Raw genomic sequence first — 18787 nt, forward strand, 5'->3', positions numbered from 1 at the left:
TCTATTTATTTTGAACTGGTGGTTCTGTCTCTTTCATCGTTAATTCTCGCTCTAATACTGGCACCGGATAGTCAACACCATCTTGCTTTTTCAATGTGATAGAATACAGTATCTGCATCGCTTGGTGATCCTTTTCTCTAAATTTCATCTTTCCTTTCGGTGTATCAAATTCCATTCCTTCCATTTTCTTAATCAACGTATCTACATCTGTATCCCCTTTTGATTTCTTTAAAGCTTCTACAATAGAAATTGCCGCTGACATTCCACCCGCTGTAAATAAATCTGGTACCGCACCATTAAATCGTTTTTTATGTTCTTCCACTAACCAATCATTCACCTTATTTTTCGGGAGTGTATGATAATAAACAGAAAAACCTTGCATGCCTACTAACGCATCCATCGTTTTTAATGCCGGTATATCTGGTGCACCTGTAGAAATTTTAATCCCTTGTGCTTCCACATTCATATCCTTCAACTGTTTCCAAGGTGAATTTGCCCCAGCCCAAACGATAAATAAATAATCCGGTTTTGAGCTAATGATATTTTGAATATTTGCAGTGAAGTCAGTCGAATTTGTATCAGCATATTGCTCGTTTACAATATTCGCACCTAATTTCTTCGCTCCCGCTTTAAATGCAGCAATTCCCTCACGGCCAAAGGCATTATCCGGAGCAAACATCGCAATCTTTACATCTTTTTTTGCAATTGCCGCTGCTCCTGCAATCGCATCTTGCGAAGAACTTCTTCCTGTTCTAAAAATATATTTATTCCAGTTCTTTCCGGTAATACTATCAGCAACTGCCGGTTCAACAACCATAATTTTTTCATATTCTTCAGCTAGTGGTAATACCGCTAATGTATCACTTGAACTAGACGATCCAACTAAAAAATCAACTTTCTCTTCTTCTAATAACTTCGTAGCTTTCTTCACTGCTACATCTGCTTTCGTTTCCGTATCTTCTACAACAAACTTAATCTTCTTCCCTTCCACTTTCCCAGTTCCACCAGTTGCATAGTCTAAACCTAATTCAAATCCGTTCACTGTTTGTTTTCCATATGATTCTAATGGACCTGTTAATGAAGCAAGAACCCCTACCTTAATCGTCTTTTCATCCTCTGTACTTGTTTTCTTTCCTGAACAAGCTGCCGTTATTAATAACGAGCCTAAAACACAACCGGTAAACATCGTCTTTAGCCACTTACGTTTTTTCATCGACATTGTGATCCTCCCCATACTTTACTTTCTGATAGAATCAAATACGCCAAAGTAACCCAACCGTAATTATGACTTTTCTATTTTAATACTACACGCTACTTGAATTGAAAAATTCTCGAAGTACTCTTACATTCGTGAACAAATTACAAATCCCTCCAATTCCCCATTCATATTCTTACAAGTATTTAAATTATAACTCCATTCTCTTCTCTTACTACCTAATTACAGTAGCTGCCCAAGTACCCCCAATCCCTGAACTAACAGCTACTGCAACATCTCTATACTTTAAACCTTATTCATTTGAAAAGTGAAGACCTATACACATGTTAAAGGCTACCATATACCCATAAAGATCTAAATATATATGATCCTTTTACTAATCCTAATCCTTGTAACAATTCTATTAACAGAGATTGTTTTGTATGCAATGATAATAATACTCTAATATCTTTTGAAGTTAGTCCACTCTCCTTAACACATCCCGCAAAACCTTTTCAAAATTAGGAATTGAAATCTTAGCTAAAATTTATTTGGGCTTCTAAAATAAATAAATTCTTTTTTATGTAAAAAAGAGGATGCCAAAAGTAGCTATTCAGCTACTTTTCGGACAACCTCTTTTGATGATTTCATCTATTAATCACACTCTTAGTAATATTCATCGCATGAATTATTATTTTCGTTACAGCAGATACAAAATGTTTTTTGAACAAATAAACTAACTAGACTAGTGGGACCTTCCTGTCTTGTAAGAGTAAGACTTTGAAAATCTTCAACTTGAAATATTTTTGTTTGAGCGGGTTGTAATGTAGTAGTAATTGGTCTGCTAGATTTTCTTGTTAAAATAGTTACTTGAACGGGTGCACTCATACCGACAACGAATAACTGAATTAATGTTTTATTGTGATTGTTTGTGAAATCCTCGAATACAGTTTGTGGAGTGGTAGTTTCAAGGAAAACAGATACAGGTATATTTCCATTTACATTTTCTTCAGAACCAGCAATTGTATGAGTCTCAATAAAACAGTTGTTTTTTTGATTACTCGAATAAGATTGCTTTTTATAATACTTTTTACCATCTTTATAAAAATAATCAGCCATAATTTATGTTGCTCTCCTTTCTTTGAGAAATCTATATATTTTATTAATCAAAAGGAGAGTGTGCTTGTACAAAATAATAAAATCCGCCCTTTTAAATAATTAAAACGCTATTTAATCAATAAATTTGGGTATTTTAATAATTCCAAAGGTATATGTGCTTTAAAAGCTAGGTCATTAATGTTTATCAGAACAATTCTGAGTTACACTCACATATGAACTTAATTTCAAAGGCAAATTACTTTTATAAGACACTATTATAAAAAGAGAATGCTAAGAAACAGTGTAATTTATTAACAGGGATATGTGTGATTGAATAGGATTAAAGTAATTACTTAATGTTGGGATAGGTTATAAATGGAGAACCAACTAAAAGAAATATTTGGTGCCTTGCTAGCAGCTATAGGCACAATCACTTCCGCTATTGGAAGCACGCCATTCTATTTTATAAGCAGTAATGTAAGGAAAGATTTGAATATATACGGGAACGTATTACAAGCAGTCGGAAATGCTTTAGAGGCTGATGGTCAAGGAGAAATATCTCTCGAAAAAATTGGGAATGAGATCCAATCCATTGGTAATGTAACCGTAATATCTGGATTAGTTATTGATTTTAAAGAAGAAACACAAATTAAATTAGCGATTGCTGGAAATTGGACACAGGCTTTAGGAGGACTTACAGCATTAGCAGATGAATTTGAAGATACTTCAGATAAAGATGAACATTTAAATATTATAGGAAACTTATTGCAATCTATAGGAAATTCATTGCAGGCAATTGGAGGTATTTATGAATTAAAAAGCAATAGAGAAGAGCAGCAGTATAGCCAAGAGAACCAAGTAAATGATACGGAGAAAAATACAGACACCAAAGAAGACGGTAAAGCAGATGAAAACAAAGAAGGTCAGTTAATAGATATTGTAGGAAGCTGGGTCCAAGCTGTAGGTTCTGTAGTTTCATTAATTGGACAAATACGTGAAGAAAGTGAGGAGTTGGAGGAAAGCGAGGGGGTGGATGGGAGTGATTAATTGACTAGTTTAGTAGCGTTTTCAATAAAATTCCCTTTTCCTAAAATGACAATGAGTAACTTCCACCTTACTTTTTGATTATTTACTAAATGATTGTTAATACAAATGCCAAAGCTCTTTATATTGAGAGGTAAAGAAGATTTTTTTTAATACAGTGAAGGCTAATAATTAATAGGGGGCTTCATCCCCCACTGATTATTAGCCTTCACCAATTGGACTTTTACGAGCAGCCCCATCCCCAACTAACTTTTTTGCTTTCGTTTAAATTTGAGGTAAGGGTCTTACTGCCTGTTAATGCGAGATAAAAGTTTATTGTGTAACAAATATGAAGGATTACTTGCAATATATTCAAAATTACAGCAATTGATTTATGTAAATCCTTCACTTTCCTGCTATATTTTGATTTATATTCTTCTACTTTTCTTTTTAAAAATTCTTCCTTTGCATTAACTTGTTTTAACCTTAATTAGAGTTAAGTTCCACCTTCTCTAACCCTTCAATCAATAATTTTTTGTTTAATCCTTCCCCTATTATCACCAAGTTCGTTGGAAAACCGAAGTCTTGCTCTAATAAAGTTGGTACTCCAAATGAATACTGTAACAGGTGAGGATATTTATCTTCACGGAACTTCACAAAACCTTTCACACGATAAATACTATCTGGTAAATTCGAAAGCCATTCGTATAATTTATCTTGATCAATCGATTTCGTAAATTGATACGTCATCGTTTGTATATGTAAATGCTGTTTAACATGCAGTGTCTCATGTTCCCCATCATTCGTAAATTCAGCTTCTTCTATGTCCTCTAAAGATATATTACAATATTTTGTTTCAAACAATTTCGCATGATTATTTATTGCTTTCACTTCTTCAATTACTTTGTTCTTATCCGCAAATGTTAGTAAATCTAATTTATTAATTAAAATGTGACTACCAAACTTCAATTGCTCATGCAATAATTGCTGAACGTTTGCACTTAGTACACTTCGATTTAACCACCTTACTGCATCTAATACAACGACAATTGATTTCACTTCTAGGAAAGGTGCTAAAATTGGTGATACACACGCATCTAACACTTCAATTGGATGCGCAACACCTGTCGTTTCTATATAAATGACATCTGGCCTTTCTTGCTGATATAACGAATGCAATTGTATTTCAAGCTCTTCTTTCAACGTACAACAAATACACCCTTTTAGAAGTTCTCTTAAAACATTCTCTTTTCCAATAATATCTGTATCTACCGAGTATTCACCAATTTCATTCATTAATACTGCAACTTTTCTATTTTTCTTTTTCTCCGCTAACAATAAATTTTGTAATAATGTTGATTTTCCACTTCCTAAAAAGCCACCTAGTATATGAATTTCTACTTTATTCATGTGATCAACCATCCATTTCTTTATTTTAAACGTATTCAAAGCGTAATAATTACGATTTATATTCATTATTTTATTAAAAGAATAGTCATTTGTAAATATATCTTCACTGTTCGTTTACTTCATAAGCAACTCTAATTCCAGACTCTATTGCTCCTTGCATCCATCCATGTGTTAATGTCGTATGCTCTCCTGCAAAGTGTACTTTGCCAGCTGGCGGCGTAATATACGGAAATAACTCTAACTCTTGACCTGGTTCGAAAGCCGTAAATGCGCCGCAAGAATATGGATTTTGACTCCAGCTAAAAGATGTTCCAGTAACAAACTCACTATAGACGACGTCACCGTATATTTCCGCTAAATTTTTTAATGCGTAACGAATGCGATCTCTTTGCGGGAGACTATCCCACATTAACGCCTCATCTGCCCACGTATAACTCGCTAAAACGATAGCCGCCCCTGGTGTATGAATACCGTAACTCGGATAATATGTAAATCGTATAGGTAAATCTGTAATAGATTTACCGCCACACTGTCCTGCTCTCTCCCAAAATCTACTTTTAAACTCTATCGCAATTTTAGTTGCAGCAATATAATTTAACTCACGAATTGCTCGTCTTTTAAAATAAGAGAATAAATGATATGGCTGAACTTCTACAAATCGTAACGCTGAAAATGGAATTGTGACAATAGCGATGTCGCCTGTTACCATAAATGAATGTAACGTTTGTTCATGTATTACTTGCATCATTACTTTATTATCTTCCTGTATAATTTTTTCTACTTTATACGACATAAAAATATTATCTTTTAACTCCGGTAAAAATGCATTGGGTAATGCATCCATCCCGCCCGTTATCTCGTAATATTTTGTCGTTGAAGTAAAAAAGATCATTTCACGTAATACTTCAATTAAAGACATTCCCATGTACGCTTCCATATCTAAAAGTACCCCAATCATATCGATTGCTCCATCTGAATAATACCCACTTAAAAATGATCCGAGTGAATACGTTTTATACTTTTTTTCAACGATTATCCAGTTTTTATTAGGATCTTTTTTTATGAAGTTTAGTATTGGTTCTAATACTACTAACATTAACTCTTCTGCCGTTTTTCCTTTTTCGTTCTCTAAAATGGGATATCCAAGTATACTTGGATTTTTTTCGAATATGCTCAATCTCGTTTTAATATTATTCGTATAAATAATATCTGAAGCGGTTTTATTTATAAAAAGATTTAACGGTAATTTAAATTTACGAATGTAAGCTAAAGTTAACTCGTGTGTTTCAGGAATTCGCATTGGCCCTGCATTAAAATATAAACCTCTGCTAAACGGTTCACGAATCGTATATATCCTTCCGCCTATTCGGTTATTCGCTTCTAAAATTGTTATTCTATGCCCTGCTTCTTTCAATAACGATGCTGCAACTAAGCCTGAAATTCCTGCACCAGCAATAATAATCTGCTTTGGATTCTTCGTTTTTACGAGCCCCACATTAATAATACGAAGCATTCTTTCCATCGTTAATGGCTGCATCATGTCCTTTTCTCCTTCAATAAAGGATTTTATTGCATTATATTCGGTTCACTTACTTCCTATGTTTCATGCAAGAAATTGCACGGATACATTTTCAATTACTTGAATATCTTTTATAAAATGTAATAAACTAGATATGAATCTATAGAAGTAAGACGTATTATCTTACATAATAAAATCAATGAAATTGCGAGGAATTTTGAAATGAAAAAAGGTATTAACCGTGTTGTATTAGTAGGAACAGGAGCAGTTGGATGTAGTTATGCTTACTGCATGATTAACCAAGCTGTAGCTGAAGAATTTGTTTTAGTTGATGTAAATGAGGCAAAAGCTGAAGGAGAAGCAATGGATTTAAGTCATGCTGTTCCTTTTGCACCAGCTCCAACTAGAGTATGGAAAGGCAGCTACGAAGATTGTAAAGATGCGGACCTTGTTGTCATTACGGCTGGATTACCACAAAAACCAGGCGAAACACGTTTAGATTTAGTTGAGAAAAACGCGAAAATCTTTAAACAAATCGTTCGCAGTATTATGGATAGCGGATTTGATGGTATCTTCTTAATCGCAACTAACCCTGTCGATATTTTAACTTACGTAACTTGGAAAGAATCTGGTTTACCAAAAGAACGCGTAATTGGTTCTGGTACAACACTTGACTCTGCTCGTTTCCGCTATATGTTAGGTGAGTACTTCAATATTGGTCCACACAACATTCATGCTTACATTATCGGCGAACATGGGGATACGGAACTTCCTGTTTGGAGTCACGTATCAGTTGGTATTCAAAAACTACAAACGCTTCTTGATAAAGACAACACATACACGCAAGAAGATTTAGACAAAATCTTCATAAATGTTCGTGATGCAGCTTACCATATTATTGAGCGAAAAGGCGCAACATATTATGGTATCGGTATGTCACTTCTACGTGTTACGAAGGCAATTTTAAATGACGAAAATAGTGTATTAACTGTTTCGGCATATTTAGAAGGTCAATACGGTCAAAAAGATGTTTATATCGGTGTACCTGCTGTATTAAATCGCGGCGGTGTTCGTGAAATTTTAGAAGTGGAATTAAGCGAAGAAGAAGAATTAAAATTCGATCACTCTGTTCAAGTGTTGAAAGAAACAATGGCTCCTGTTCTTTAATCGTGTATTCAAAAAAGCAATCCAATTTACTTTGGATTGCTTTTTTATTTTGACTATCCCTCCCCTATGATAAATGTTACTATTATCCACAATAGAAAGGAGTGATTTCATGAATGACTCTTGGACAATTGTAATCCTCTTGTTGGCTATTTCATCCTTAATACTTTTCCTCTTCTTAATCATCAGGACTCTATTTCCAACCCAAAAATATGACAAAAACCTCGGATTCATTCTACTTATTATATGCTTATTAACAATACCGATAAGTATCTTCCTTATCGGAGGATGGGCAGGTATGGGAATTGGCATAATCGCATTATTTCTTTTTACTGCTGTTATTATAGCTTTAATTGCAAATACATTTATTAAACTTCCACCTGCTAAAAAAAATAAGTGAACCTTTAATTGGTAGCCTTTCATCCCTCCCTACTTTTTATTAGCCTCTACCTTTCAGGATTTTTCAGAATACAAATAACCGATGTTTTCGTCCTTTGAAAACATCGGTTATTTTCTATTATTTCCTATTTTTCAATCGATTCCTCATTATTTACATCAAGTACATCTAATAAGAAGATGAAGATTGGTATACCAATAATAAGCCCCCATATTCCAAGGAAATGCTCTGAAAAGATGAGAATCATAAATGTATAAAAGATTGGTAAATTCGTTTTCGCAGACATGAACTTCGGGTTTAAAAAATAACTTTCAAGAGCATGGATTATTGTAATGAACACAAGTATGTATACAACGTACATAACTCCGCCTACGTTATAAGCAATAATACATAGCGGGAACAAGGAAATGATGACACCGGCGACAGGAATTAATCCCAATAAGAAAATCATGACAGCTAATACGAGAAGCTGCGGAAATCCTAAAACGATTAATGCAATGACAGTCAGAATACAATTTACAACTGCAATTAAAAACTGAGCTTCAATTACTTTACCGAACGATCTTGCAAACCTTTCACCAAAATATGCAATCTCCTCATAAAAAACCTTCAGACTACTATCTTTAAATTTTGAAGTAAATGATATTATGCGTTCTTTTTCTAACAAGAAAAATAAACTTAAAATAAGAGAGAGTAATATTTGCAAACTGACTTTTCCTATATTTGCAATCGATTGATAGATGACATCTACACCTTGTTCTATATATTTTGATACTTCCATCCCATTAATTGTTGAAAGTGCATATTTAATGATCTCATTATCAGGTGGATTTTGAAAAAACAACCTAAACTGATAAATCAATTGGGAAATTTGTATCGTTAGTACAGGTAAATATTTATATAATGTTGTGCCGATAAAAGTAACTAATATTATATACAAACATGCAATAACAATTTTCCGATTCACTTTCAATTTCTTTGAAATAAAACGTTGAAACCGATCCATTAAAAATGTCAGTATGAATGTAATTAATATTAAATTGATCATACTTTTTAATCCATATAATACAAGCGCTACTATTATTAAAACGAGAAACCGTTGGAACCCTCTACTCCGAAAGAAATTTTTCACTTCATTCATTAAGATTTAACCTCCCCCTTCAATGGATGGAAATTGAATATATTACATTTTATGAACTTCTATAGACAATCTTTCTTACTAATTGAGAAGAATCCCTTTTTTCTTTTTATATTGTTAGATTCTTTTTGTATTAGCCCACTAACATATTTTAGTGGAGCTCTTTTTTCGTTTATCCTTTACAGTTTTGGTGATTTTCTATTTTTAGACTGCTGCTCATACGCATACCCCATATTGAACAGTTCTTTCTCACCGAATTGCTTCCCGACAAACACTGCACCTACTGGCTCTCCATTGTTATCATATCCTGCTGGCACCGCTAATTCCGGATAGCCAGCTACAGCTGATAGAAGAACTTCTTCGTTGTTAATCATAACTAAAGCATCCAAACCCTTTTCTACTAAATATCTATCTAGCTCTTTTCTTGCATTATCTTGGCTCGTTTGCACTACTTTTTGAAACTCAGCTTTCGTTATAGCAGATTTTTCAGATCCCTCAATTAATGTTTGTCCGTATTTTATTCGTCTATTACTATCCTTTTTATTAAACGCTATAATCTCTTCTAACGATTTTACCGGCACATCTTTTTGCTTTGAAAGAAAATCGTTAACATTATGTTTGAATTCATATTCTAATGTTTGTAGATTATCTACACCCTCAGCGTTTAACTGAATATCATCAGTCAAAATCGCACCTGCATCTTGAAGGTCTTTTCTTATCTTTTCTGCTACTTCCTTTCTATTCTCATCTTGTTGATCTATTGAAAAAAGAACCCCTATTTTTTTCCCTTTTAATCCGTCTATTGATAAATCCTTCGCATAATCCATTCTTTCTTGATCTTTCATTTTTTCTGTCATAGCATCTTTTTCATCATAACTTACCATTACGTTAAATAACGTTGCCGCATCCTTCACCGATTTTGCCATCGGTCCTGCTGTATCAAGTGTTTCAGCTAACGGAATAATGCCTGATCTACTCACCATACCTAGTGATGGACGTAATCCAACTACGGATTGCTGCGTCGCTGGTGCTACAATCGATCCAGTCGTTTCCGTCCCAATTGAAAGTGATGAAAAATCTGCCGCAACTACTGTAGCAGATCCAGAACTTGATCCCGATGTATCAAACGTAATCGGACCGTATGGATTCAAATTTTGTCCTTTTTTCCCACTATATCCGCTAGGCATTGTAAAGGATAAATAATTTGCCCACTCAGACATATTCGCTTTTCCTAAAACAAAAGCACCTTCTTCTTTCAACTTCTTCACGACCGTCGCATCTTCATCTGCAATCCAATCTTTTAACACATAAGTTCCCGCGCTTGTAGGCATCACCTTTTCCGTTTGTACATTATCTTTTACGATAACTGGTATGCCGTATAAGTTCGATTTCTTATTGAAAGACCTCTCTGTATCTAACTTTCGCGCTTCCTCCATTGCATTTGGATTAATCTCTGTAACAGCATTTAATGCTATTCCATTTTGGTCATGTTCTTGTATTCTAAATAGATATATACTCGTTAATTCTTCATATGATAATTTCCCATCATCAATCATTTTTTGAAGCTCATCTACAGTCGCATTTACGACTTCTTTTTCTTTTATCTTTACGCTTTCTATGTTAATTCCTTTTAACTGTTTATGTATCGGTTTTAACACTCTATCTTTATCATATACGATACGCTCAGGTTCTTTTGGAAAATAATTTTTATACAAGTAATATCCTCCGGCACATGCCAACAGGACAATACCTCCAGCGATCGATAACGTTATCTTTACCCACTTCTTCATGTTGTTTCCTCCACTCTAAAAGTTGCTCAATTGTATGGAAAAAGAGAGTTATCCTTATAACTCTCTTTAATTAAAATGCTAAATGAAACAATGAAGAATTTCAATTTCATTACTTCTTTTTTTGCATTTGTTTCACTAATAATTCCTTCACTTGATTATACGTTAATCCTGAATCTTTATTTAAACGTTTTACTTCCTCAACATCGGTACCTACTACTGTATATTTTTTCTCATCATTCATTTTCCCACTTCCCTTTCTATTGCATTATTTCTAATATTTTTCCCCTAAACCTTTAGAAATTAATACAAATAAGGAAACTGTCCGAAATTCAACACCTAAGGACAATTACGTAAGAGGAAACGATAAAAAAATGTCGAATGTATATACTTGTTGAATTTAAGGGCTTGGAGGGTATATTTTGAAAACATATGAGTTTAAACTTAACATTCCAACATTAGAAGAGTACAAATATTTGTGTGATTCTGTTGGATGGACTGATTATATGAATTTTGATGTAGCGGATACTTCACTGAAGCATTCTATTCACTGCATCACAGTGAAAGATAATGAACAAATGATCGGCATGGGGAGAATTGTCGGCGATGGATCTATCTATTTTTATATTCAAGATATAGTAGTTCATCCAGATTATCAGAAACATGGTATCGGGAAAGAAATCATGCATCGTTTAGTTACATACTTACATGAAAACGCCCCTGATAAGGCGTTTGTCGGTTTGTTTGCATCAGAAGGTAAAGAATCTTTCTATGAAAAATTTGATTTTAAAGATTACTCACCAAACATGACGGGGATGTTTACTGTCATTTCAAAAACATAATAGATTTTTAATTGTAGGGAAAGACTTCGATTCCTATGTAGGAAATTGCACTTGCAGTAACAGTTTAACATTACATACGAAAGGAGAGTACATATATGGCTGTACTCTCCTTTTATTTCACTCTTTACATATTAAATTTCTTAATAAAATTTCACTACATCTTCAGTAGGTAAGAATGTTCTTTCCCCTGGTTGTTCATTTGGCTCACCAAATGGCATTTGTCCTACTAAGCTCCACTCTGCTGGAATGTTCCAAGTTTCTTTCACTTCAGCATCTACGATTGGATTGTAGTGTTGTAATGATGCGCCAATTCCTTCAGCTGATAATAACATCCATACTGTATGTTGTAACATTGCATTTCCTTGATGAGACCAGAATGGGAACTGATCTTTATATAATGGTGCATTTTCTTGCATTTTTTCTACTGTCGCTTGATCTTCAAAGAATAACACAGTCCCAACACCTGTATGGAAACCTTTTAATCTTTCTACAGTCGCTTCAAAGTTTTCTGCTGGTACGCGAGCTCTTAGTGTTTCTTTAACAATATCCCAAAACTTTTCATGCTCTCCATCCATTAATACAACCATACGACCACTTTGCATATTGAAAGATGTTGGTGCGTGTAAAGCTGTTTGTAAAACTTCTTCAATTCTTTCTTTCGTAATTGCATCATTTTTTGTTACTTTACGAATAGAACGACGGTTCACGATTGCTTCTTTTAAGTTTGTTGTAGTTGCTGACATTTTCATTCCTCCAAATATTTGTTTTATAATTTATTTTGTTATTTCATAACAAGCGAATTAGCAATATCCATCTGTATTACATTGCATACCTTCAAATGAATTTGTTTTATCCTTTTCAATTTCTTTATCAATGACTCTTTGTAGCATTTCTTTACTAGCAAGTCCTTGAATGACTTCATCTCCAATCATGACAGTTGGAACAGCCATAATATTCGCTTCATCATATGCGTGCTGAATTGCTTCTTGATGCTTTTCTTTATATTTACGAGTTACTAAAGCATCTTTAAATTCGGCTTCAGGAAGACCTACTTCTACCGCTAATTTTGTTAACACATCAATATCTTCAATGTTTTGTTCTTCTTGGAAAAAGGCCGTAAATACGCGGTGATGATATTCATTTCCAAGTCCACGCTCTTTCGCAAATTGACATCCTTCGAAAGCTAAATGTGTATATGGATGCGGTGAAACACGCGGCAAGCGCATATCGATTCCTAATTTCTTTGCTGTCGGAAGAATAAAAGCATCCCATGAACCTAATTTTTCTGGTTCATTCCATGGATCTATTTTTGAATATGGACTTGGACGTAATTCAAATGGCATCCATTCAATTTCCACATCTTTTTCTTTCGCTACTTCATCTAACGGACCTTTTGCTAAAAAACAAAATGGACATATAAAATCTGAGTATACTTTCATTTTTACAGTCATACTTTTACACCTTACCTTCATAGTTGTAATCAAACCAGTTACATTAATGATAAAAAAATATAAATATGATTTAAGCATTCATTTTTTCTTGCAAAGTTTCAAACAACTGCCCCATCGTAATATTTCTTAAAACTTCTTCCATCGCAGATTGTGCTTGTATTAATATAACTTCTAATACAGCTTGAATATTCGATCCAATTGGACAATCTGGATTTGGTTGCTCGTGAATATGAAATAATTTATCCTCTTCCACTACATTCACTGCATGATACACATCTAACAATGTGATTTCATGTAAATTCTTTAATAATCCCGCACCACCTGGACCGCGGTTTACATATACAAAACCCGCTTGTTTCAAGTAAGACATGATTTTGCGAATGACTACTGGATTTGTGTTTACACTTTCAGCCATATAGTCTGAAGTACAAAGTGAAGATGGATTGTTTTTCAAAATAGATAAAATATGAACAGCTATAGAAAAGCGGCTACTAATTTTCATCGTGATCACCACCTCGATGTAATCATTATAGTTACAACGAAAAGATAAGTCAATCCTTTTCATAAATTTTTTATAAGCAAATTAAAAAGTGTCCCATTAAGATATATGAGACACCTCTTGTTATTCTGCAAATAGCGCTTGAAATTCTTCAATAAATAGCTGCACAGCGATTGAAGAATCCTTTAATGAAGGAACAGCTAAAGCAATTTCTCTCCATACTTGCGGTTCCAATTCTCTCGTTCGCACATTCTGTGGTAAATTCGTTAAAGATAATTCAGCTAATATTGCAATACCTAGCCCTTCTTGAATCATATTTAAAGCTGTAGTAACGGTCGAAATTACATACTCAGCCCGAAGTGGTACGTTGGCTTGTTTAAACATATCAATAATGGGTGGTTCATATCCGCCCTTACATAATATGATCGGTTCATTCTCTAAATCACTAATTGTAATAGAGTCCTTCTTACAAAGAGGATGATCCTCTCTTAAGATAGCAACCATTTTCCCCTTCGTTAATGGGACAATCTCCATATCTTTATTAGGCAAAATAACAATTCCTATATCAACAACCCTTGATACTAACCAATCTTCAACTTCTTTAATTGTTCCTTCGCAAAGAACGACCTCTAAGTTCGGATACTTCTCCTTAAAATGGTTTATCATTTTCGGTAAGAAATGTGCAGAAGCACTCGGAAAACTCCCAATTCGAATCGTCCCAACTTCGTGCCCTTTCTCCATCGCAACTTCTTGTTCAATCTTCTCTACACCGTTCAAAATCTCTCTAATATGTACAAGAATTCTGTTTCCTACATCCGTAACAATTAGCCCTTTTCGTTTATCACGTATAAGAATAGTAACTCCTAACTCTGACTCAATACTTGAAATGGCATGACTGACTGCTGGCTGCGTCATATTTAACACTCGAGCAGCCTTCGTAAAACTACCTAACTCAACAGTTTTTATTAATACTTGCAGTTGTGTAATGGTCATAACTAATCACTTATACTCCTTATAAAAAAGATTCATTTTATTTATTACATTCGATATCATATCATAGTGAAATGAATAACAACAAGGAGGTCTTACCGTGACACAGCTTTCTCGAACTAAGACGGCCATCATCCTTACCTTTCTCGTTTTCATGTGGGGAATCAATTGGCCTTTATCTAAGTTTGCCCTGCATTATACACCACCCGTTTTATTTGCAGGCGTTCGAACTTTAATTGGAGGATTCATTTTACTCCTGTTCGCATTACCGAAATATAAAGAGTTACACTTAAAAGAAACTTGGCATTTATACGTTATTTCTTCTTTACTTAACATCATTATATTTTACGGATTACAAACTGTAGGCCTTCAATATATGCCTGCTGGATTATTTTCCGCCATCGTATTTCTACAACCAGTTTTACTCGGCATTTTCTCATGGATTTGGCTTGAAGAATCTATGTACGGGTTAAAAATTTTCGGGCTTGTTCTTGGATTTATTGGCGTAGGTGTTATTAGCTCTAGTAGTTTAACTGGACATATTTCTATTATCGGAATCCTTCTCGCGATAGGATGCGCGATTGGCTGGGCACTTGGAACAGTATTTATTAAGAAGACTGGGCACCGCGTTAATTCCATTTGGATGGTAACACTTCAACTTATTATTGGAGGACTTTGTTTAATTGGATTTGGTTCAGAGTTTGAAAGCTGGTCTAGTATCGCTTGGAGTCTACCATTTATTAGCGTACTTCTCTTTATTTCATTCTTTGTTATTGCAATGGGATGGCTTGCATACTTCACTCTTGTTGGAGCTGGTGAAGCAAGTAAAGTTGGGGCTTATACATTTCTTATTCCACTAATCGCTATTATTGTAAGCTCAATTTTCTTACATGAGGCCATTACGATTAGCTTATTCATCGGACTATTATTTATTGTGGTGAGTATTTGTTTCGTAAATATAAAGCCGAAAACACTTGCTGTAGGGCCGCGGGTTGAAGTGAAATGAAAATAAAAAAGAGTCTACGTTTGTAGGCTCTTTTTTACAGCTTATTTTTTACGACGTACTACAAAAACACACGCTCCTACCGACGATACAATCGCTAAAATAGATAAAACAATCGCTATCAATTGCATATTACTAGTACCTTCGTTCTTTTCTACACTAGACACTTCACCATGTTCTCCTGTTAATGACGTACCTTTTGCAATTGCAGTAAGTGAATGTGGTTTTTCGGCTTGTTCATCGCCTGTCCATTCAACAATTTCTCCGTCTTTATATTGTTGATATGCATCCCAAGCTATTTTTTGTTCTTTATCAGGGTTTTTAGCGACGAAAGTAAATCGCTGAAACTGACCGGGTAAAATCCCTTCTCCCGTTGCTTCCCATACTACAGTTTTCACTTTTCGAGCATTATCTTTTTGCTCTTCCACTTTCCATCCTGGCACTGGTTCATACTGTTGAAACTCTACTCCAGACGGGATTTTCAATGTAACTTTTGTCGTTGCTACATTCTTTTCAACTGGTACTTTTATCGTGTAAGTCTCCCAAGAGTTAACATCCGAAGTTGCTGGTTTCACAGTAACGTGCGCACTTACAGGTAACGAAAAAATTCCCATTGCAATTATTGTTGCGATCATTGTTGTTCCTAATTTTTTTATACGTTTCATTTTCTATTAGCTCCTTTTTATTTATATCTTCTCTTTATCTGCCGCCTACAATAAATTTATAATCCGTATCAAAGCTATCAAGAGATTTTGTTAATCCGTGCACTTGTATATTCCAGTTTCCTGTCATGTTAATATACATACCTTCCGCTTCATATTCTCCTGGTGACACGGCTGAAACTTTAAATGAACCTTTTCCCATATTCATATCCAATGATTGCGTAGTTAAAATAATTTGCTCCATATCGGTAACAGGTTGGCCTTTCTCATCCTTTAAAGTAATATGGAATGTATTTTGTCCTACTTTATTAGGACTTACATGTAAAGTAAGTTCATATCCATTATCTAATTGCTTACTCTCTGTAAAAGGTCCAGTAGGAGGCATCGGCGGTGTTTGCACGTTTGTCATAAAAGCTACGATTACGAAAATGATAATTCCAATGATAAACTCTACTTTCACCGTAGCGCCTAATCCTTGCTGCGCTCTCATTTTCCCTTTCACATAATGAACAATTCCCAATATCCCCATGAAAATGAATAAAAGTATCTTCACTAATAAAGCTAATCCATACTTCGTATCAAATAACGAATGGATTGTTGGAATAAAGAATGTACTGTTAAAAAGACCTGTTATTAAAATCACGATGACTGCACCTGTTGCCCACGGTGAAAAACGCTTAATCATATCCCAATATATACTCCACTTGTCATCCTCTTTACGTAAAAGAAGAATAATGGATGATAGACCACCAATCCATAACGAAGCTGCGAATAAATGTAGAAAGTCCATAACGACCGCAATCTCTTTAAACTTTAAACCAAATGCATGACTATTAAAGGCTTTCATAACAAGTATCCCAATAAACAATACTATCGGAATGCTCCAAACTTTAAACGACGATAGCTTCTCGCACTTCATCGCAAAATACGTAACGATTATAAGTAAACTAATAAGAGTCATTTGAGTGAGCCATACGTAACTAAAAACAGAGAGCTGTAATGTTTCTTTTAATAGTAAAGGATCGAATGCTTCTAGCCATGAAACATCAGCATTAATTTTCGCTTGCAGTGGTAGATTGAATAGTAAACTAATGAATATCCCAATTAATGAGATCCATATTATTTTTTTGCTTCTTGATCGAACCGAGATTGCATTCCCTTTGTACATAATAAGATTAAAGAATAGCACTCCTATAAACATGGAGAAACTTGTATATAAAATTCCACGTTCCATAATCATATCTATTTGCGGGACATACCCCATCTCTTCTACTTGTACATCGTCCGCTCCCGCTTCTGCTGATCCAATTCGGAACGGAATCACTCCTTGAATGGGATGCCCGTCAGCTGAAATCACTTTCCACTGAATAGAGTAGAGTCCGTTTTTCAAGTTTTCTTTTAACCCTACTTCTAATAACTTTTTATTTTCTTTATCAATATGAGCATTTTTCAAATCCACTCTTGTACCTGATGTATCTCTTACAAACAATGTATTAAAATGCGAAACTTGTATATCCTCATCGAATTCAATTTTCACAACAGCTGGTGCTTTCTTCAGTGTTTCATTTTCAGCAGGGTTTGATTTCACAATGTACGCATGAGCAGATGCACTTTTCGGCATCGATATGATAAGCACACATGCAATTAATAACCACGCCCCTAACCTTCTCATTACTTTCACGCTCATTTCACTTCTTTCTTCCACATCACTATATTTTCATTTCTTTAACTTCCCAAGTTTAATTCTCCGACGAAATATTAACCTGATTAAATATAAAGTGAAACTTTAATCAGTGGGGGTTTTCTTCATCCCCCACTGATTATTAGTTGAACCAATCGGACTTTTATGGGCAGTTGATCCCCCACCTAACTTCTTTGCTTTCGCTGAATTTTGGGGTGGGGGTCTTACTGCCCATTAAAGCGGGATAAATTTCTATACAATATAACTCTTTAATCCTCTCTCACCTCTTAACTTCCAATACAATAGTAACTACCTTCATAGATACAACTTACATTTTTAAAGCCGATTGTTATTATATCATAAAATATATTTATGTAAGTTCCTGAAGAAGAGAAGTTATCGTGAATCATTTGTGAAGAAAGTGTGAAATATATACATAAAAAAGGTATTACGTTTTTACGTAATACCCTTCTTCCATCATAAAATCTCTTTACTTCTCTTCCGGATAATCACAATACTCAATGATTGTTCCCTCTGTATCCGCTGGGTTAAGATATATTAATCTTCTACCGTGCTTATTCATTCGAAGTGTATGCTCTAACGTTCGAATACCTTGTTCTTTTAACTCTTCTAAAGCTACATCTAAATCATCAACACGATACGCAACGTGATGAACACCTTTACCTTTTTGTTTAATAAAGCGCGCTATTGGAGATGTCGTATTATTCGTCGGTGCAAGTAATTCAATTCTATCCCCATCCACTTCAAGAATGGCTACTTCGCTTTCAACACCAGGAGCTTCACTTACATAACGGTCTATTAAAGTTCCTAACAACACCTTTTCATAAAAACGTATCGTACTATCTATATCTCGAACTGCGATGCCGATATGATCAATTGTTTTTTTCATTTTATTTCCCCTACTACT

The 18787-nt window shown here is 34.5% G+C and carries 19 protein-coding genes and 1 pseudogene; 5 read left to right on the forward strand and 15 right to left on the reverse strand.

What is annotated here, in order from left to right; all coding sequences use genetic code 11:
• Position 1 precedes the first annotated feature (1 nt).
• From ACTFOB_RS04560 to ACTFOB_RS04570, 3 genes and pseudogenes are all read right to left on the reverse strand, one after another.
• Entirely contained in the window at positions 2 to 1219 is a 1218-nt protein-coding gene (locus ACTFOB_RS04560) for a substrate-binding domain-containing protein (protein ID WP_440024735.1), read from the reverse strand.
• Positions 1220 to 1430: 211 nt separating this feature from the next.
• Positions 1431 to 1739, reverse strand: a pseudogene (locus ACTFOB_RS04565) (3-oxoacyl-[acyl-carrier-protein] synthase III C-terminal domain-containing protein); the annotation flags it as partial.
• A 122-nt stretch (positions 1740 to 1861) separates the two neighbouring features.
• Entirely contained in the window at positions 1862 to 2314 is a 453-nt protein-coding gene (locus ACTFOB_RS04570; RefSeq protein ID WP_440024736.1) for an exosporium protein D, read from the reverse strand.
• Positions 2315 to 2668: 354 nt separating this feature from the next.
• Here ACTFOB_RS04570 and ACTFOB_RS04575 point away from each other — a divergent pair, with 354 nt between their 5' ends.
• Positions 2669 to 3340, forward strand: coding sequence for a DUF6944 family repetitive protein (locus ACTFOB_RS04575; protein WP_440024737.1), 672 nt, complete (start codon positions 2669 to 2671; stop codon positions 3338 to 3340).
• 462 nt (positions 3341 to 3802) lie between these two features.
• Here ACTFOB_RS04575 and ACTFOB_RS04580 read toward each other — a convergent pair whose 3' ends face one another.
• On the reverse strand, positions 3803 to 4726 hold the full coding sequence (locus ACTFOB_RS04580) for a CobW family GTP-binding protein (RefSeq protein WP_440024807.1): 924 nt from the start codon (positions 4724 to 4726) through the stop codon (positions 3803 to 3805).
• 103 nt (positions 4727 to 4829) lie between these two features.
• The gene (locus ACTFOB_RS04585; protein WP_440024738.1) at positions 4830 to 6266 is read right to left on the reverse strand and encodes a flavin monoamine oxidase family protein; all 1437 of its coding nucleotides are present in this window, start codon (positions 6264 to 6266) and stop codon (positions 4830 to 4832) included.
• Between the two features lie 201 nt (positions 6267 to 6467).
• On the opposite strand from ACTFOB_RS04585, the gene ACTFOB_RS04590 reads away from it, so the two are divergent.
• Together ACTFOB_RS04590 and ACTFOB_RS04595 are read left to right on the forward strand one after the other, a co-directional pair.
• Positions 6468 to 7412 carry an L-lactate dehydrogenase gene (locus ACTFOB_RS04590; RefSeq protein WP_016088332.1) on the forward strand — a complete coding sequence of 315 codons (945 nt, stop codon included), beginning with the start codon at positions 6468 to 6470 and terminating at the stop codon, positions 7410 to 7412.
• A 109-nt stretch (positions 7413 to 7521) separates the two neighbouring features.
• A complete protein-coding gene (locus tag ACTFOB_RS04595) occupies positions 7522 to 7809 on the forward strand; it encodes a YesK family protein (RefSeq protein WP_440024739.1) in 288 nt (95 codons plus the stop codon).
• 124 nt (positions 7810 to 7933) lie between these two features.
• Here the strand turns inward: ACTFOB_RS04595 and ACTFOB_RS04600 are convergent, their stop codons facing one another.
• The 3 genes from ACTFOB_RS04600 to ACTFOB_RS04610 all read right to left on the reverse strand — a co-directional run bounded on the left by ACTFOB_RS04600 (position 7934) and on the right by ACTFOB_RS04610 (position 10975).
• On the reverse strand, positions 7934 to 8947 hold the full coding sequence (locus ACTFOB_RS04600) for an AI-2E family transporter (protein WP_440024740.1): 1014 nt from the start codon (positions 8945 to 8947) through the stop codon (positions 7934 to 7936).
• A 176-nt stretch (positions 8948 to 9123) separates the two neighbouring features.
• A complete protein-coding gene (locus ACTFOB_RS04605) occupies positions 9124 to 10734 on the reverse strand; it encodes an amidase family protein (protein WP_440024742.1) in 1611 nt (536 codons plus the stop codon).
• A 109-nt stretch (positions 10735 to 10843) separates the two neighbouring features.
• Positions 10844 to 10975, reverse strand: a complete 132-nt coding sequence (locus ACTFOB_RS04610) for a hypothetical protein (protein ID WP_048527332.1) — start codon at positions 10973 to 10975, stop codon at positions 10844 to 10846.
• Positions 10976 to 11153: 178 nt separating this feature from the next.
• Here ACTFOB_RS04610 and ACTFOB_RS04615 point away from each other — a divergent pair, with 178 nt between their 5' ends.
• Positions 11154 to 11573, forward strand: a complete 420-nt coding sequence (locus ACTFOB_RS04615; RefSeq protein WP_440024743.1) for a GNAT family N-acetyltransferase — start codon at positions 11154 to 11156, stop codon at positions 11571 to 11573.
• A 140-nt stretch (positions 11574 to 11713) separates the two neighbouring features.
• On the opposite strand, the gene ACTFOB_RS04620 is transcribed toward ACTFOB_RS04615, so the two are convergent.
• The 4 genes from ACTFOB_RS04620 to ACTFOB_RS04635 all read right to left on the reverse strand — a co-directional run bounded on the left by ACTFOB_RS04620 (position 11714) and on the right by ACTFOB_RS04635 (position 14516).
• Positions 11714 to 12316: a nitroreductase family protein gene (locus ACTFOB_RS04620; protein ID WP_076536822.1), complete on the reverse strand. Its 603-nt coding sequence runs from the start codon at positions 12314 to 12316 to the stop codon at positions 11714 to 11716.
• Positions 12317 to 12373: 57 nt separating this feature from the next.
• Positions 12374 to 13024 carry a DsbA family oxidoreductase gene (locus tag ACTFOB_RS04625; RefSeq protein ID WP_440024744.1) on the reverse strand — a complete coding sequence of 217 codons (651 nt, stop codon included), beginning with the start codon at positions 13022 to 13024 and terminating at the stop codon, positions 12374 to 12376.
• Positions 13025 to 13094: 70 nt separating this feature from the next.
• Positions 13095 to 13526, reverse strand: a complete 432-nt coding sequence (locus tag ACTFOB_RS04630) for an Rrf2 family transcriptional regulator (protein WP_440024746.1) — start codon at positions 13524 to 13526, stop codon at positions 13095 to 13097.
• A gap of 120 nt (positions 13527 to 13646) precedes the next feature.
• Positions 13647 to 14516 carry a LysR family transcriptional regulator gene (locus ACTFOB_RS04635; RefSeq protein ID WP_440024748.1) on the reverse strand — a complete coding sequence of 290 codons (870 nt, stop codon included), beginning with the start codon at positions 14514 to 14516 and terminating at the stop codon, positions 13647 to 13649.
• Positions 14517 to 14613: 97 nt separating this feature from the next.
• On the opposite strand from ACTFOB_RS04635, the gene ACTFOB_RS04640 reads away from it, so the two are divergent.
• Entirely contained in the window at positions 14614 to 15519 is a 906-nt protein-coding gene (locus ACTFOB_RS04640; RefSeq protein ID WP_440024749.1) for a DMT family transporter, read from the forward strand.
• A gap of 41 nt (positions 15520 to 15560) precedes the next feature.
• Here the strand turns inward: ACTFOB_RS04640 and ACTFOB_RS04645 are convergent, their stop codons facing one another.
• The 3 genes from ACTFOB_RS04645 to ACTFOB_RS04655 all read right to left on the reverse strand — a co-directional run bounded on the left by ACTFOB_RS04645 (position 15561) and on the right by ACTFOB_RS04655 (position 18769).
• On the reverse strand, positions 15561 to 16181 hold the full coding sequence (locus ACTFOB_RS04645; RefSeq protein WP_440024750.1) for a YcnI family copper-binding membrane protein: 621 nt from the start codon (positions 16179 to 16181) through the stop codon (positions 15561 to 15563).
• A gap of 34 nt (positions 16182 to 16215) precedes the next feature.
• On the reverse strand, positions 16216 to 17865 hold the full coding sequence (locus ACTFOB_RS04650; RefSeq protein WP_440024751.1) for a copper resistance CopC/CopD family protein: 1650 nt from the start codon (positions 17863 to 17865) through the stop codon (positions 16216 to 16218).
• Positions 17866 to 18349: 484 nt separating this feature from the next.
• The gene (locus tag ACTFOB_RS04655) at positions 18350 to 18769 is read right to left on the reverse strand and encodes a VOC family protein (protein WP_000750834.1); all 420 of its coding nucleotides are present in this window, start codon (positions 18767 to 18769) and stop codon (positions 18350 to 18352) included.
• Positions 18770 to 18787: the final 18 nt, after the last annotated feature.

The sequence above is a fragment of the Bacillus cereus group sp. MYBK79-1 genome (assembly GCF_051915365.1).
Classification (GTDB): domain Bacteria; phylum Bacillota; class Bacilli; order Bacillales; family Bacillaceae_G; genus Bacillus_A.

Coding starts and splice junctions, on each gene's coding strand:
- ACTFOB_RS04560 (WP_440024735.1), bottom strand. CDS start 1,219: ATGTCGATGAAAAAACGTAAGTGGCTAAAGACGATGTTTACCGGTTGT.
- ACTFOB_RS04570 (WP_440024736.1), bottom strand. CDS start 2,314: ATGGCTGATTATTTTTATAAAGATGGTAAAAAGTATTATAAAAAGCAA.
- ACTFOB_RS04575 (WP_440024737.1), top strand. CDS start 2,669: ATGGAGAACCAACTAAAAGAAATATTTGGTGCCTTGCTAGCAGCTATA.
- ACTFOB_RS04580 (WP_440024807.1), bottom strand. CDS start 4,726: ATGAATAAAGTAGAAATTCATATACTAGGTGGCTTTTTAGGAAGTGGA.
- ACTFOB_RS04585 (WP_440024738.1), bottom strand. CDS start 6,266: ATGATGCAGCCATTAACGATGGAAAGAATGCTTCGTATTATTAATGTG.
- ACTFOB_RS04590 (WP_016088332.1), top strand. CDS start 6,468: ATGAAAAAAGGTATTAACCGTGTTGTATTAGTAGGAACAGGAGCAGTT.
- ACTFOB_RS04595 (WP_440024739.1), top strand. CDS start 7,522: ATGAATGACTCTTGGACAATTGTAATCCTCTTGTTGGCTATTTCATCC.
- ACTFOB_RS04600 (WP_440024740.1), bottom strand. CDS start 8,947: ATGAATGAAGTGAAAAATTTCTTTCGGAGTAGAGGGTTCCAACGGTTT.
- ACTFOB_RS04605 (WP_440024742.1), bottom strand. CDS start 10,734: ATGAAGAAGTGGGTAAAGATAACGTTATCGATCGCTGGAGGTATTGTC.
- ACTFOB_RS04610 (WP_048527332.1), bottom strand. CDS start 10,975: ATGAATGATGAGAAAAAATATACAGTAGTAGGTACCGATGTTGAGGAA.
- ACTFOB_RS04620 (WP_076536822.1), bottom strand. CDS start 12,316: ATGTCAGCAACTACAACAAACTTAAAAGAAGCAATCGTGAACCGTCGT.
- ACTFOB_RS04625 (WP_440024744.1), bottom strand. CDS start 13,024: ATGACTGTAAAAATGAAAGTATACTCAGATTTTATATGTCCATTTTGT.
- ACTFOB_RS04630 (WP_440024746.1), bottom strand. CDS start 13,526: ATGAAAATTAGTAGCCGCTTTTCTATAGCTGTTCATATTTTATCTATT.
- ACTFOB_RS04635 (WP_440024748.1), bottom strand. CDS start 14,516: ATGACCATTACACAACTGCAAGTATTAATAAAAACTGTTGAGTTAGGT.
- ACTFOB_RS04645 (WP_440024750.1), bottom strand. CDS start 16,181: ATGAAACGTATAAAAAAATTAGGAACAACAATGATCGCAACAATAATT.
- ACTFOB_RS04650 (WP_440024751.1), bottom strand. CDS start 17,865: ATGAGCGTGAAAGTAATGAGAAGGTTAGGGGCGTGGTTATTAATTGCA.
- ACTFOB_RS04655 (WP_000750834.1), bottom strand. CDS start 18,769: ATGAAAAAAACAATTGATCATATCGGCATCGCAGTTCGAGATATAGAT.